Raw genomic sequence first — 14,135 nt, forward strand, 5'->3', positions numbered from 1 at the left:
TGTTACTAACTTGATTTATTATCCTTGTCTGTTAATATCGTTTTTATCGGTGCTTTTAACTGATCAATATCACCCGCCCCCGCAGTGATCAGTAGTGCAGCCGGATTGTTTTCTATCCAGCTCAATGCTGCTTCTTTTGACAAGAGTTGTACTTGTGCTTTTGTTATTTTATCAGCAATGATTTTACTGGTTACGCCTTCTATTGGCAATTCACGTGCCGGGTATATCGGAAGCAGTATTACTTCATCTGCCAATGATAAACTCTCTGCAAAACCATTTGCAAAATCCCGGGTACGGCTAAAGAGGTGAGGCTGGAATAGCACCACACATTTTTTACCTGGAAATAATGCCCGTGCACTACTGATAAGCGCTTTCAGCTCTTCCGGATGATGTGCATAATCATCAATGTATATCTGGTTGTCTGCTTTTACTACATATTCAAACCTACGTTTGATACCCTTGAAATCAGCTACTGCTTCTTTTATTTTAGCGGAACTGATCCCCAACAGATGTGCTACTGCTATTGCCGCCACTGCATTTTCCACATTATGCATACCGCCAATATACAGGCGGACATTGTCGATCAGCCAGTCCTGCTGCACTACATCAAACTCGTAACCACCTTTATCCATGCGTATGTTAGTGGCATAAATATCAGCTGCATCATTTTGTAAACTATACAGCAGTTTGTTGGGTGCTTTTAACTCACTGTTTTTATGTAATCCGAATCTGGCTATTAAAGTGCCATTGGGCTTGATATTACTGGTATATTGGATGAACGCTTCTTCCAGTGATGCAGCAGTACCATATATATCCAGGTGATCAGCATCCATGGCCGTGAGCACGGCAATATCCGGACTCAGTTTTAAAAACGACCGGTCGTACTCATCCGCTTCAATTACTGCCACCTGTTTGTCGCTACTCCAGAAATTCTTTTCATAGTTTACACTGATGCCTCCCAGGAATGCATTACATCCGTATCCACTATGGCGGAGAATGTGTGCTATCATAGTGGATATAGTAGTTTTTCCATGTGTACCTGCCACGGTGATCGCAAACAGGGAACGTGTAATTTCCTGCAGTACATCACTGCGTTTTACCACTTCGTAGCCATTATTCCTGTACCAGGTAAGTTCTTCGTGATCTGCAGGTATGGCCGGTGTATATACTACCAGGTTTACCTCCTTATCAATGGCACTAATATCGTCTGTATAATGAATTTGCATACCCTCTGCCTCCAGCTGTTTGGTAAGCGCCGTTGAGGTACGATCATAACCGCTTACCTGCACTCCCTTTTCATTGAAGAAGCGTGCAATAGCGCTCATCCCGATGCCACCGATGCCTACAAAATAAATCCTATGTATGTTATTCAAATCCATTTATACAATTCCTGATAATCTGTTATTTAATACAACTACTGTTTACGCTTTCTACTAATGTCACCATCAGATAATCTTCAGCACTTCTTTAGCGATGACCATGTCTGCATTGGCATTACCCAGTGTACCAATATTTTGTTCCAGTTGTTCCATGAGCGCTTTATTCTGTACGAGACTGAACAAAGTAGTGCCCAGTTGGGTGCCTGTTTCATGGTCTTTTATGATGAGCGCCGCCTTTTTGTTCACTAAGCTCATTGCGTTGGATGTTTGATGATCCTCTGCTGCAAAAGGATAAGGAACAAATATGACTGGCTTTTTCACCACACATAATTCCGCAATAGCCAGTGCACCTGCCCTTGATATCACTACATCTGCTGCTTTATAGGCAAAATCCATCAGGTTAATAAAATCGAATACTTTTACCTGAGTAGCATATGGTGCCGCGGCCGATCTGGCAGTATCATAAAATGGCTTCCCTGTTTGCCATATCAGCTGGATGTTCTTTCCTTCAAAAGTGGGTAGTAAGGGTAGTAAGGCCTCATTGATGGATTTAGCACCGAGGCTTCCACCTACTACAAACACTGTTTTTTTATCCTTACTAAGGCCAAAATGAGCCAGTGCTTCTTCTTTAGATACAGCAGATTGCGTGATACTGTTTCTTACCGGATTACCGGTTTGAATTAATTTATCCGCAGGGAAAAAGACCTCCATATTATCATAAGCCACACATATCTTTTTAGCCTTTTTGCCTAATAGTTTATTCGTCTTACCTGCAAAGGAGTTTTGCTCCTGGATGAGGGTAGGAATACCTTTACGCTGGGCCTGTTTTAACATGGGGAAGCTGGCATAACCACCTACACCCACTACTACATCTGGCTGAAAGCGTTGCATGATGCGACGAGCCTGGCCTAAGCTTTTCAGGATTTTAAATGGTAACAGCAGATTTTTCAGCATGTTGCTGCGGTTAAACCCTGCTATTTCCAGCCCTTCAATCGGATACCCTGCCTGTGGTACTTTCTCCATTTCCATTTTGCCCAGCGCTCCCACAAAAAGAATATCTATATCAGGCTCTATTTTTTTCAACGCATTGGCAATAGCAATGGCCGGGAAGATATGTCCTCCTGTACCGCCACCTGCTATAATTACTTTGCGTTGCATATATTCTTTTTATTTATAGCCCATCAGGACTGTTTTATTACAATTCATTTCTCTCAGCTTCCAGCTGCACGTTATGCCACCTGTGCGTTGGCATTTTCACCTACTACTTTGGCTATCCTTTCCTGTTCTGCTTTTTTGACCTCCATTTCATCCACACTGCGTGATATACTTAGTATGATACCAATAGCCAGGCTGGTAAACAGTACAGAAGACCCCCCCATACTTACCAGCGGAAGGGTAACTCCCGTTACCGGAAACAGGTGCACATTTACGGCCATATTAGTCAACGCCTGTATTACCAGGGTTACACTTAGTCCTAATGCCAGGAATGCACCAAAGGCATAAGGGCAGTTTTTGTATATTCTGATACTGCGTAGCAGTAATATCATATATGCTGCCAATATTAAGAAGGCACCAAACATGCCATATTCTTCAATAATGATGGCGTAGATAAAATCTGAATAGGGGTGTGGTAAAAAATTGCGTTGCTCACTATTACCCGGTCCTTTCCCAAATAATCCACCACCTGCTATGGCGATATTGGCCTGTTGTACCTGATACGGTGCTTCAGCATGATCATCGGCCATAAAGCTTTCAATCCTTTTCTCCCATGTTTCCGTACGCATTTTTTCCCCGGTGAGTTTTGCAACGAGGAATAGTAATACTACAAGTCCAATACCCAGTGCCATCATAGACAGCAGAAACTTCACCGGCACTCTTCCTATAAAGCACAACAGCATACAGCTGGCGCCCAGCAGCAGTGCGGTAGACATGTTAGCCGGCATGATAAGCACACATATGATACCTACAGGGATAATAATGGGTAAGAACCCTTTCCTGAAATCCTGTATTACGTGCTGACGTTTGGAAAGTTGTCTGCTTACATACATGAATATGGCCAGTTTGGCAATATCTGATGTCTGGAAGGTCAGATTAATAACGGGCAGCCGTATCCAGCGGCTGGCATCATTAATATTAGACCCAAATGCCAAAGTATAGATCAGTAGAGGAATAGATATAATGAATCCTATTTGTGCCACACGGGAGTAGATCGTATAGTTTACCCGGTGTGCAAAATAGATGATCAGTATGCCCAATGCCAGTACTGTCAGTTGTTTGATAAGGTAATACTCGGTACGGCCTCCCTGTGTGCGATAAGCCAACGATCCAGTAGAACTGTATACAGCCAACAAGCTTACCAGCGACAGGAATATCACTATCGTCCAAATCACTTTGTCACCTTTAGTCCTATGTAGTAAACCTTCCATTTTTCAGTTAAGTGTATTTAGTTACGAATGCTGTTGGTTTATGGATCATTCCGGAAAAAATAAACCTGCATCCGGTTTTTCTATAGCACTATAATTCTTTTACTGTTTCTTTAAACTGACGTCCTCTGTCTTCATAATTCTTGAATAAATCGAAGCTGGCACATGCAGGCGACAACAGCACCACATCCCCTTTTGTAGCCAGCTGGAATGCTGCCTGTACTGCTTCCTCCATACTACCAGTATTTACCATAGCTGGAGTATCTTTTGACAATGCTTCCTGTATAGGGCTATTGTCTACACCCAGGCATACAATTGCTTTTACCTTTTCTTTTACCAGTTCACGGATAGCACCATAGTCATTACCTTTATCCACTCCACCCATAATCAGTACTACTGGTCTTTCCATACTTTCCAATGCAAACCATACGGAGTTTACATTAGTAGCTTTGCTATCATTGATAAAGTCTACTCCACGCACGGTAGCAACGTACTCCATGCGATGTTCGAGGCTTTTAAATGAAGCAAGACTCTCCCTTATTTTTTCTTTCCGTATGTCCATCGTTCTGCCCGCTATCCCTGCTGCCATTGAGTTATATAAGTTATGTTTGCCTTTTAACGCGAGGTCGTAAATAGACATGATAACCGGTTCCTCATTGACCTGGATATTTACCTGGTCATTTGCTATAAATCCGCCTGCTTTCAGTGGTTCCATGATGGTAAAAGGTATTGTTGTTGAAAAAATGGGTTGCTGTTCCAAATGCTTCATTATTTCAGGATCATCTTTACAATAGATAAAGTAGTCTTCCGCAGTTTGATTCATGGCAATCCGGAATTTTGAAGCCACATAGTTTTCCATTTTATATTCATAACGGTCCAGGTGATCTGGTGTGATGTTTAATAAAATGGCCACATTGGGTTTAAATTCTTTTATGTCATCCAGCTGGAAGCTGCTTATCTCAATAACGTAGTAATCTGCCGGTGCAGTGGCTACCTGCTTTGCGTAGCTCACCCCAATATTGCCTACCATGGCCACATTTAATCCTGCGGTTTTAAATATGTGATAGGTAAGTGCTGTTGTGGTGCTTTTTCCATTGCTTCCGGTAATGGCAATAATTTTTTTATCCTTGCTGAAACGGTATGCTAATTCGATTTCGGAAATAACCGGTATTTGTTTTTCCCTTACCTTTTTCATCAATTCCGTTTTTTCAGGAATTCCCGGGCTTTTCACAATTTCAGCTGCATCTAATACGATATCCCAGGAATGATGCCCTTCTTCAAAAGGGATATTATTGACTGCGAGTTCCTGTTTATAAAGATCTTTGATAGCACCCCCATCAGAAACAAATATTTCATATCCCTGCTGTTTGCCCAGCAAAGCTGCACCAATACCGCTTTCTCCTGCACCCAGTATTACCAGGCGCTTCCCGGAGGCCGGAAGTGATGTAGCAGCAGTCTGATATGTAGTATTGTTATCCAATTCGTTTACCAATTTTGTCTATTAATTCTAATCTGTTTTGTGATTTGCCTTACCGCATTTTCAGCGTAGCAATAGAAAATACCACGCATACGATGGTGATGATCCAAAAGCGTACGGCAATCTTACTTTCATGATAGCCCAGTTTTTGATAATGGTGATGGAGGGGTGACATTAACAATATCCGTCTTCCTTCACCGTATTTCTTTTTTGTGTATTTAAAATATCCTACCTGTAACATTACTGATACGAGTTCTACCAGGAATACGCCACAGAAAATAGGAATCAATAATTCTTTACGTACGATGATAGCCAGTGATGCAATGATGCCACCTATTGCAAGGCTACCGGTATCTCCCATGAATACTTGTGCGGGGTAGGCATTATACCATAGAAAGCCCACACAGGCCCCTACAAAGGCTGCAATAAAAATAGACAGCTCGCCCAGGTTTGGTATATACATGATGTTCAGGTATTCGGCAAACTGGATGTTACCGGATACGTAAGCGAATATGCCAAGACATACCCCTATAATAGCAGAAACACCGGTGGCTAAGCCATCCAGTCCGTCAGTAATATTAGCCCCATTGGATACAGCTGTAATGATGAAGATTACAATCAGTATATAAGGGATGAAGGTGTATTTCTCTGCATTGGGTCCCATCCAGGAAATGAGTTTGGAATAGTTGAACTCATGATTCTTTACAAATGGGATGGTAGTGATGGGTGTTTTTACATCCACGAACCGGTGCCCGTCTTTAGTGACCCTTTCGGAGCTGCTAACTGGCCTTTCATTTGCGCTCAGCTTTTTGGCGCCAATCAATTCGCGCGATATAAGCACGTTATCGTTGAAATAGAGGGTAGTACCAATAATCAGTCCTAACCCCACCTGCCCCATTATTTTAAATCTGCCAGCCAGTCCTTCCTTATTTTTCTTAAATACTTTAATGTAATCATCAATGAACCCAATGATGCCCAGCCAGATGGTAGACAGCAGAATGAGGAGGATATACACGTTTAATACCCGTGCAAAAAGGAGAGTAGGTATGATAATGGCGGTAAGTATAATCAAACCACCCATGGTAGGAGTGCCTTTTTTGGTGTTTTCACCAGCCAGCCCCAGCTCACGGATCGTTTCGCCTATTTGTTTACGTTGAAGATATCTAACTATACGTTTTCCAAGCAATAAAGAAATTACCAATGATAACAATAAAGCCATTGTCACACGGAACGTGATGAATTGAAACATCCCGCCTCCTGCGATGTTATAGTTTAATGTTTTCAGGTAATCAAAAAAATAATATAACATATATAGTTTTAGTCGCCTGTCCATGGCTTTACATGGCGCAAGTCAGTTAGTTAGTCTCGGTTAGTCAGTTATTCACTTCACTTTACTTTCCCATCATTTCCATCACTTCTTTCAATACCTGTTTATCGTCGAAAGGATGTTTGATACCATTAATGTCCTGGTATTTTTCATGCCCTTTACCTGCTATCAGGATGATATCTTCCGGATTGGCCAGGCTGCAGGCTGTTTTAATAGCTTCTTTCCTGTCGGTAATGGATAATGTTTTTTTCTTCAGATGTACCGGAACACCTGCCTCCATTTCGCGGATAATTTCCACAGGATCTTCAGAGCGGGGATTATCTGATGTGAAAATCACTTTGTCACTAAGTTCCGTTGCCACATCTGCCATTACCGGGCGTTTGGTTTTATCCCGGTCGCCACCGCATCCTACTACTGTAATTACCTGCTCATTACCCTTACGCAGATTTTGAATAGTAGACAGTACATTTTTAAGTGCATCTGGAGTATGCGCATAATCCACAATACCAATGATCCGTTCATGAGCGGAAAGGATATAGTCAAAACGTCCTTCCGCACCTAATGTGTTGCTCAGGGCCTGCAGTACTTTCACCTTATCTTTACCCAACAAAACCCCTGTACCATATACCGCCAGCAGGTTGTATGCATTAAATTCCCCAATGAGCCGGAAGTGTACTTCTGTTTCGCCAATCAGCATCATGAGTCCGGTAAGGCCGTTGTCCAGGATTTTTCCTTTGAAATCGGCCAGTGTACGCAGGCTGTAGGTTGCTTTCCTGGCTTTGGTATTCTGCAGCATCACTGCACCCCTCTTATCATCCAGATTGGTCAATGCAAAAGCAGTAGCTGGCAGGTTGTCAAAAAACGATTTCTTAACACGGATGTATTCATCAAACGTTTTATGATAATCCAAATGGTCATGTGTAATGTTGCTAAAGATCCCTCCGGCGAACTTCAAGCCAGCAATTCTCTGTTGGTGTATGGCATGTGAACTCACCTCCATAAACACATACTCACATCCTTCCAGTACCATTTGTGCCAACAGGGCATTAAGATGTATAGCATCCGGGGTGGTATGAGTAGCCGGAATGATATCGTCACCTATCTGGTTCTGTACGGTGGAGATTAATCCACAGTGATGTCCCAGTTGGGTAAATAACCGGAATAACAGGGTAGCAATCGTTGTTTTACCATTGGTACCGGTAACGCCTATCAGCTGTAATTGCTGGGAGGGATTTCCGTAGAAATTTCCTGCCATGATACCACATGCAAGTGCGCTGTTATTGACCTGTATATAACAAACATCGGCTGTAAGTTGAGCGGGTAATACCTCACAGATAACCGCTGCTGCTCCTTGTGCAATGGCTTTATCGATAAACAGGTGTCCATCCGCATGTACGCCTTTTACTGCTATAAAGGCATCTCCTTTTGTAACAGTTCTGGAATCCATGCAGAGTGCGTGCACAGTAATATCATTATTACCATGAACGGCCTGTATGCTTACATTGTACAATATGTTCCGCAGCGTATTCATTAACTCAACTCAATTACTATTGTTTGATCATTACCTATTTTACTACCACCAGGTATTGATTGTGTTTTTACTTTACCTGCACCTCTCACCTCTACTCTTAGCCCAGCATTTTCCAACAGGTACAGTGCATCCTTTAATCCCATTCCAGTTACGTTGGGAACAGCGCCCTTGGCTTGTGCAATGGTTTGAAAGGCCACTTTACGGTCATTCACTTTAGCACTTACCCAGCCGCTGTTAGCAACAGTACCCTGCCAGGGCAACTGGAGGGTAGAGAGTATTTCTTTCCATTCGCTGCTCTTGCCATTTTTGAGTGCCAGCAGGGTGTCTATCTGAACTGACGACTGCATGGGCTTTTGTTTTTCTACAGCAATAGCATATAGTTTGTCTGCCACTTCACGAAATACCGGACCGGCTACAGAAGCCCCATAGAACTTCTTTGCGCGGGATTTGTTTTTGATTACCACCACACAGGTATATTGCGGATCATTAGCAGGAAAATAGCCAGCAAAGGAAGACTGATAGATTTTATCAGCATATCCCCGGCTGCCATTGGCTACCAGCGCAGTACCTGTTTTGCCTGCAATGGTATAATAAGGAGTGGCTAGCCGTTTTCCGGTACCACTGATCATTACCCCTTCCAGCATCCGTTGTACCTGTGTTAAAGTACTTTTTGAGCATATGCTGTCCATTACAACAGCAGGCTCTACTTGTTTTACTACCTGGCCAAACTCCATAATGGAATTGACGAGGTAAGGTTTCATCATTTTACCATTATTGGCCACAGCGTTGTACAGCATACAAGTTTGCAGCGGGCTTATCAGTACTTCATATCCGAATGCCATCCAGGGAAGGGTAGTAGCGCTCCATGTTTTGGAAGCGGTATTTTTTATTACCGGTCTTCCTTCTCCCACCAGATCAATACCTGTATTTTGATCCAGCTTCAGTTTTTTCAGGTGTGCTACAAAAGCATTTGGTTTTTTATAATAATACTGATAGGCCAATTTGGCCATACCTACGTTTGAGCTCAGCTCAAATGCATGTTTGATACTCACATTTTGCGGACCTTTGTGTGGTTCAGAATCAAATACAGTTCTGCGTCCCACCTGCCAGCGTCCGTTTTCCATATCCACCAGGTCGTTCATTGTCGCGTATTTATCTTCCAGCACGGCAATTACTGTAGCCAGTTTGAAGGTAGAACCCGGTTCTCCCACCTGCAGTGCATAGTTCATATCTTCCCAATAGTTGCCGTCCGGTTGTCTGCCCAGGTTGGCCACCGCTTTTACTTTGCCGGTTTTTACCTCCATTAATATACAGGTACCATGCTCTGCTTCATTATCCACCATCATATTCATGAGCGCGGTTTCAACAATATCCTGCATGTTTACATCAATGGTGGTAATGATATCGCGTCCGTTTTCCGGCTCTATATCATATCCTTCTACCGGAACAAAAGTGCCACCAGCGATACGGCGCATCAGTCTTTTACCGGTTACCCCTTTCAGGTAATCATTATATGTTCTTTCCAGTCCGACATTCTGGGCATTTTCACGTGCCAGTCCGATGGTTCTGTTGGCCAGCAGTTTAAAAGGGTTGATGCGTTTGTTTTTTGTTTCTGCAATCATGCCCCCTTTGTTTTTACCTAACCGGAACATTGGAAAGTTGCGGATTTGTTGGTATTGCTCAAAGGGAACATCGCGTTTCAGCAAAAAATAACGGTCTTTCGATTTGTACCCTTCCCTCAGCAGCTGTTTGTATTCTCCCGCAGTCCGGTCGCCCAGAAGGCGCGCCAGTCTGATGGAAAGGGAGTCTACGTTATCTTTAAACACTTTACCATTTTTATCACGTAAACCGTCTGCGGCAAAGTCTATCCGTATATCGAAATACGGAATAGAGGTAGACAGCATTCTGCCTTCCTCGGAATAGATGGTACCACGGTCTGCATCCAATGCTACGTAGCGGGTATGGAGGCTATCTGCCATGCCGCGCCAGTAGTCGCCTTGCACATGCTGTATTACAAACACTTTGACAAGTATGGCCACACTGAAGAGTGCCATGCCGATAAAGCATAAATACACTCTCCATAATATGTCCTTTTTTACTTCCACTTCAGTGTTTGTATTTTATAACTGCTGTTTGGCAGTTAATGACAAAAGTCTTTATAGCTAAAAGCCTTAAAATGATACCTGATACTGGCTGCTTTGCTTTTTATCGAGATGCTTGCCATTTGTAGCAGCATCCCCGTCTGACTGCATCAGGCGGGCAGCATCAGGTATCAATACCTATTTCTTTTCATTTTGCTGGATCACGATCTTCTGTGGAGGTGCATTTAATTGTTTTAATCCTAAAGGCTCCACTGATTTGCTAACCTCACTCATCTTGCTGCGAAACATGAGTTCACTTTTCACATTAATATATTCCCACTTCAGTTCTTTTATTTCTCTTCCCAGTTTATTGATCCTTCTGATTTTCTTTTCTGCCAGGTGACTGTTGGCGATATATAGCAGTGCCATTGCAGATAGAAAAAGTATGAATGGCATATTTTGCACAATAGCCCTGTAGTTAATGCGCAATCGCCATTCTTTTTTAGGTTCCGGAGTTTCCAGTGGCTCCTGCGGTTCCTGACTTTCTGTATGTAACGCTTCTTCCTGCAAGACTGTAAATACTTTAAAAAATGAATGATCAGACTATAATTTCATCATTTCAAATAGGGGGGATATTTGGATGTACAAATTGCTGAATTGCCGATTTGCTGGTTAATTCCTGGGCCGTTTACCTTGATGTAAACCCATTGTTCTATCTGGTGTATTTGATCTAATGTATTGGTATGACAGGGAAAATGCCGGCTGTCATTACATTTTTTCAGCTACCCGTAATTTTGCGCTTCTGGACCTTGGATTCAGCTTTAGTTCTTCAGTACTGGCAGTAACAGGTTTTTTAGTAATCAACTGAAACAACTTAGGGGGTGTGTGCATGGTAAATGGATGGTCTTGGACTTCTTCGAAACTGCCTGTTTTCATGAAGTTTTTTACCAACCTGTCTTCCAATGAATGGAAGGTAATAAAGGCCATTCTACCCCCTGGTTTAAGTACAGCTGCTGTTTGTGTCAATAACTCTTTCAGGGCACCAAGTTCATCATTGACAGCGATGCGCAATGCCTGGAATACCTGAGCCAGATATTTTTGCGGGTTGCCTTTAACAACGGGCTGTATTACATATTTAAATTCTGCTATGGTGCGCATGGGGTGTACTTTTCTTTGTTGTACAATGGTAGTGGCCAGCGTTTTTGAGTTGGTCACCTCACCGTATTCCTGGAAAAGTAATTGCAGCCTGGCAGCAGAGTAAGTTTGCAACAACTGGGCAGCAGTCAATGCGCTCCGTGTGTCCATCCGCATGTCCAGGTCTCCATCAAAGCGGGTACTAAATCCTCTTTCAGCGGTATCAAACTGATGGGAGGATACGCCCAGATCAGCCAGTACACCATCTACCTCTGTGGCCTGGTGTAGTTTCAGAAAGCGCTGCAGGTGCCGGAAATTTTGCTGAACAAAGGTGACTCTGTCGTCTTCGATCCTGTTGCGGAAAGCATCCTCATCCTGATCAAATACGATAAGCCGGCCTTTTTCACCCAGTTGCGCCAATATTGCGCGGGAATGTCCGCCTCCTCCAAAAGTGGCGTCTACATAAATGCCATCCGGCTTAATATGTAGCAGTTCAGTTACTTCGTGAAGCAAAACAGGTAAATGGTATTCTTGTGTGCCCATACGCTCAGATTAAATCGAAATGTTATTATCACTGCCACCCATTACCTGTTGTGCCAGGTCACTAAAAGCTCCTGGTGAGAAATTTTCAAAGAACTCCTGATATTTTCCGTTGTCCCAGATTTCTATTTTGTTGGATGCTGCTGCCAGTACGATGTTTTTCTCAAGGCTGGCATACGACATCAGGTTTTTTGGTACTAATAGGCGCCCTGCACTGTCCAGTTCGAGTATGGTAGCACCGTTCAAAAAATAACGGCGGAATTCTCTAACTTTCGGATCAAAATCATTCAGCTTGCTGACACGTTCAAAAATGGGCTGCCATTCATTCATCGGATACAAGGACAAGCATTTTTCAAACCCACGGTTAATCACAAACTGGTCACCAGCATCTTCCGCTAACTGCTTTTTGAAACCGGCAGGTAGGAGGAAGCGCCCTTTTGCGTCCAGCGTTGCTTCATATTCACCGAGAAATCCTGTCATGCCATGGGGTGAAAGTCCTTAAAATCCATTTCCTAACACAAAATAACACTTTTTCCCACTTTTTAACGAAAAAATGTATTATAAATTTTTTCCACAGAAGCATAGTGCCCTGGATATTGGTTTTTGCATAGGTTTGGTCTTACGTAATGTGTATATCTATTTAAATGATGTGGATAATATGTTTAATTAATGTGAATTTGTGTGAATAACATAGTGTTTTGCCCTGTAGATCAACGTTTGGGGAATATTAAAAATGTTGAAAATTCTGGTTGGCTTAGTGAATTTGGATAATCCGGAAGCGGGAAAAGGTGGAATTATATAACACCATCGTGGTAAAATCTCCTGCCTGTGGTAAAATGTGGAAGTCCTGAATAAAAGGTTATTTTTCATCGATTTATGAAAATTCGCCTGAAAAAGTTACATTTCCTCCTTTTCCCAGGCCGGGAACGGCTGTAAATCTGTGTTTTATAAATTTTTTAACAGTAATGAAAAGCTGTCTGCCTTACATTTACATTTAATTATTAACTTTGCCACTCTTTTATGCGGAAATTTTTATTGTATATCAGTGTTATTGTGCTTGTAGCTTCTTCTGCCTGTAATATGGAGCTGAGGAGGATAGAAAAAAGTAACAACTTCGAAAAGAAGCTGGCTTACGCCGATAAGCTGTATGAAAAGAAAAAATACACTCAGGCGCAAACGCTGTATACAGACTTGCTTCCCATATTCAAGGGCACAGAGAAGTTTGAGCCGCTTTACTATAATTTTGCTTATTGTTCTTATTATGTGAAGGACTATGTACAGGCGGCTTTTCACTTCAAAAACTACCTGGATGCCTTTCCCAATAGCCCCAGGGCAATAGAAATGGACTATATGCAGGCCTACTGCTATTACAAACAATCTCCTAAAGTGGCACTGGATCAGACTAATACGATGAAAGCTATTGCAGCTATGCAAACTTTCATTAATAACTATCCTACCGCGGATAAAGTGGCAGAGGCTAACCTCGTTATTGAGCTTTGCCGTCGCAAACTGGAGAAAAAGGAGTTTAACAGCGCTGAGCTGTACTATAACCTGGGTTATTATAAGTCAGCAGGTATCGCTTTCAAGAACCTGATGCGTAACTACCCGGATTCTGATAAAAGCGACAGCTACAAAGTAATGGCTATCAGGGCGTACTACCAATATGCAAAAAACAGCATTGTAGAAAGGCAGAAAGAGCGTTATGAGCAGGTGGTAACAGAGTATATGGACTTTGCGGATCACTATTCAGACAGCAAATTGAAGCCTGACGCCGAAAAATATTATACCTTAGCACAAAACAATTTAAAATCCCTGGATAATGAGCAAAATAAAGAGAAGTCTAACCAGTAGTCTTAATCCCTGGGTAGAAACAAGAAATACTACCGATATTAAGGGCCGTACTGGCAATTTATATGAGTCTATTGCCGTGATATCCAAACGCGCCAATCAGATTAATATATCTGTGAAAGAGGAGCTTCATTCCAAGCTGGAAGAATTTGCCAGTCATACTGACAACCTGGAAGAAGTTCATGAAAACAAGGAACAGATTGAGATTTCCCGGTTTTATGAAAGACTGGCTAATCCTGCTATCCAGGCTACACAGGAATTTCTGGATAACAAGATCTATTTCCGTAAGAACGACGACGATCTGTTTAGTTAATTGACAGCCAGTGATTTACAGTTAGTGGTTTAGTACCGCCAACTGGCAGTTACAAACTGGATACTATTCATTTGGTAAGTTA

Annotated in this window: 12 protein-coding genes; 2 read left to right on the forward strand and 10 right to left on the reverse strand. The window is 42.4% G+C overall.

The features are described 5' to 3' along the window. Window positions 1–5: 5 nt before the first annotated feature. The 10 genes from murC to mraZ form a co-directional block, all read right to left on the reverse strand. Entirely contained in the window at window positions 6–1,379 is a 1,374-nt protein-coding gene (gene murC / locus ABR189_RS27625) for a UDP-N-acetylmuramate--L-alanine ligase (RefSeq protein ID WP_354663756.1), read from the reverse strand. A 66-nt stretch (window positions 1,380–1,445) separates the two neighbouring features. Continuing rightward, the gene (murG, locus tag ABR189_RS27630) at window positions 1,446–2,537 is read right to left on the reverse strand and encodes an undecaprenyldiphospho-muramoylpentapeptide beta-N-acetylglucosaminyltransferase (RefSeq protein WP_354663757.1); all 1,092 of its coding nucleotides are present in this window, start codon (window positions 2,535–2,537) and stop codon (window positions 1,446–1,448) included. A 71-nt stretch (window positions 2,538–2,608) separates the two neighbouring features. After that, window positions 2,609–3,769, reverse strand: coding sequence for an FtsW/RodA/SpoVE family cell cycle protein (locus ABR189_RS27635; protein ID WP_354663758.1), 1,161 nt, complete (start codon window positions 3,767–3,769; stop codon window positions 2,609–2,611). Between the two features lie 124 nt (window positions 3,770–3,893). Further along, on the reverse strand, window positions 3,894–5,294 hold the full coding sequence (gene murD / locus ABR189_RS27640) for a UDP-N-acetylmuramoyl-L-alanine--D-glutamate ligase (protein WP_354663759.1): 1,401 nt from the start codon (window positions 5,292–5,294) through the stop codon (window positions 3,894–3,896). A gap of 37 nt (window positions 5,295–5,331) precedes the next feature. Further along, on the reverse strand, window positions 5,332–6,588 hold the full coding sequence (gene mraY, locus ABR189_RS27645) for a phospho-N-acetylmuramoyl-pentapeptide-transferase (RefSeq protein WP_354663760.1): 1,257 nt from the start codon (window positions 6,586–6,588) through the stop codon (window positions 5,332–5,334). An 82-nt stretch (window positions 6,589–6,670) separates the two neighbouring features. After that, the gene (locus ABR189_RS27650; RefSeq protein ID WP_354663761.1) at window positions 6,671–8,137 is read right to left on the reverse strand and encodes a UDP-N-acetylmuramoyl-L-alanyl-D-glutamate--2,6-diaminopimelate ligase; all 1,467 of its coding nucleotides are present in this window, start codon (window positions 8,135–8,137) and stop codon (window positions 6,671–6,673) included. Further along, complete coding sequence (locus ABR189_RS27655; RefSeq protein WP_354663762.1) at window positions 8,137–10,191, reverse strand: penicillin-binding protein; 2,055 nt, start codon at window positions 10,189–10,191, stop codon at window positions 8,137–8,139. Before ABR189_RS27655 ends, ABR189_RS27650 begins: the two co-directional genes overlap by 1 nt. A gap of 225 nt (window positions 10,192–10,416) precedes the next feature. Continuing rightward, window positions 10,417–10,788 carry an FtsL-like putative cell division protein gene (locus tag ABR189_RS27660; protein WP_354663763.1) on the reverse strand — a complete coding sequence of 124 codons (372 nt, stop codon included), beginning with the start codon at window positions 10,786–10,788 and terminating at the stop codon, window positions 10,417–10,419. A gap of 198 nt (window positions 10,789–10,986) precedes the next feature. Beyond that, entirely contained in the window at window positions 10,987–11,895 is a 909-nt protein-coding gene (gene rsmH / locus ABR189_RS27665) for a 16S rRNA (cytosine(1402)-N(4))-methyltransferase RsmH (protein WP_354663764.1), read from the reverse strand. Between the two features lie 9 nt (window positions 11,896–11,904). Further along, complete coding sequence (mraZ, locus tag ABR189_RS27670) at window positions 11,905–12,372, reverse strand: division/cell wall cluster transcriptional repressor MraZ (protein ID WP_354663765.1); 468 nt, start codon at window positions 12,370–12,372, stop codon at window positions 11,905–11,907. Between the two features lie 540 nt (window positions 12,373–12,912). On the opposite strand from mraZ, the gene ABR189_RS27675 reads away from it, so the two are divergent. Next, window positions 12,913–13,743, forward strand: a complete 831-nt coding sequence (locus ABR189_RS27675) for an outer membrane protein assembly factor BamD (RefSeq protein WP_354663766.1) — start codon at window positions 12,913–12,915, stop codon at window positions 13,741–13,743. Next, window positions 13,712–14,053: a DNA-directed RNA polymerase subunit omega gene (locus ABR189_RS27680; protein WP_354663767.1), complete on the forward strand. Its 342-nt coding sequence runs from the start codon at window positions 13,712–13,714 to the stop codon at window positions 14,051–14,053. Before ABR189_RS27675 ends, ABR189_RS27680 begins: the two co-directional genes overlap by 32 nt. Window positions 14,054–14,135 lie beyond the last annotated feature (82 nt).

Origin of the sequence: Chitinophaga sp. H8, assembly GCF_040567655.1 — a bacterium.
Classification (GTDB): domain Bacteria; phylum Bacteroidota; class Bacteroidia; order Chitinophagales; family Chitinophagaceae; genus Chitinophaga; species Chitinophaga defluvii.

Excerpts from the sequence above, each read along its gene's own strand:
- murC (WP_354663756.1), bottom strand. The coding sequence starts at position 1,379 with ATGGATTTGAATAACATACATAGGATTTATTTTGTAGGCATCGGTGGC.
- murG (WP_354663757.1), bottom strand. The coding sequence starts at position 2,537 with ATGCAACGCAAAGTAATTATAGCAGGTGGCGGTACAGGAGGACATATC.
- mraY (WP_354663760.1), bottom strand. The coding sequence starts at position 6,588 with ATGTTATATTATTTTTTTGATTACCTGAAAACATTAAACTATAACATC.
- ABR189_RS27650 (WP_354663761.1), bottom strand. The coding sequence starts at position 8,137 with ATGAATACGCTGCGGAACATATTGTACAATGTAAGCATACAGGCCGTT.
- ABR189_RS27655 (WP_354663762.1), bottom strand. The coding sequence starts at position 10,191 with ATGGCACTCTTCAGTGTGGCCATACTTGTCAAAGTGTTTGTAATACAG.
- rsmH (WP_354663764.1), bottom strand. The coding sequence starts at position 11,895 with ATGGGCACACAAGAATACCATTTACCTGTTTTGCTTCACGAAGTAACT.
- mraZ (WP_354663765.1), bottom strand. The coding sequence starts at position 12,372 with ATGACAGGATTTCTCGGTGAATATGAAGCAACGCTGGACGCAAAAGGG.
- ABR189_RS27675 (WP_354663766.1), top strand. The coding sequence starts at position 12,913 with ATGCGGAAATTTTTATTGTATATCAGTGTTATTGTGCTTGTAGCTTCT.
- ABR189_RS27680 (WP_354663767.1), top strand. The coding sequence starts at position 13,712 with ATGAGCAAAATAAAGAGAAGTCTAACCAGTAGTCTTAATCCCTGGGTA.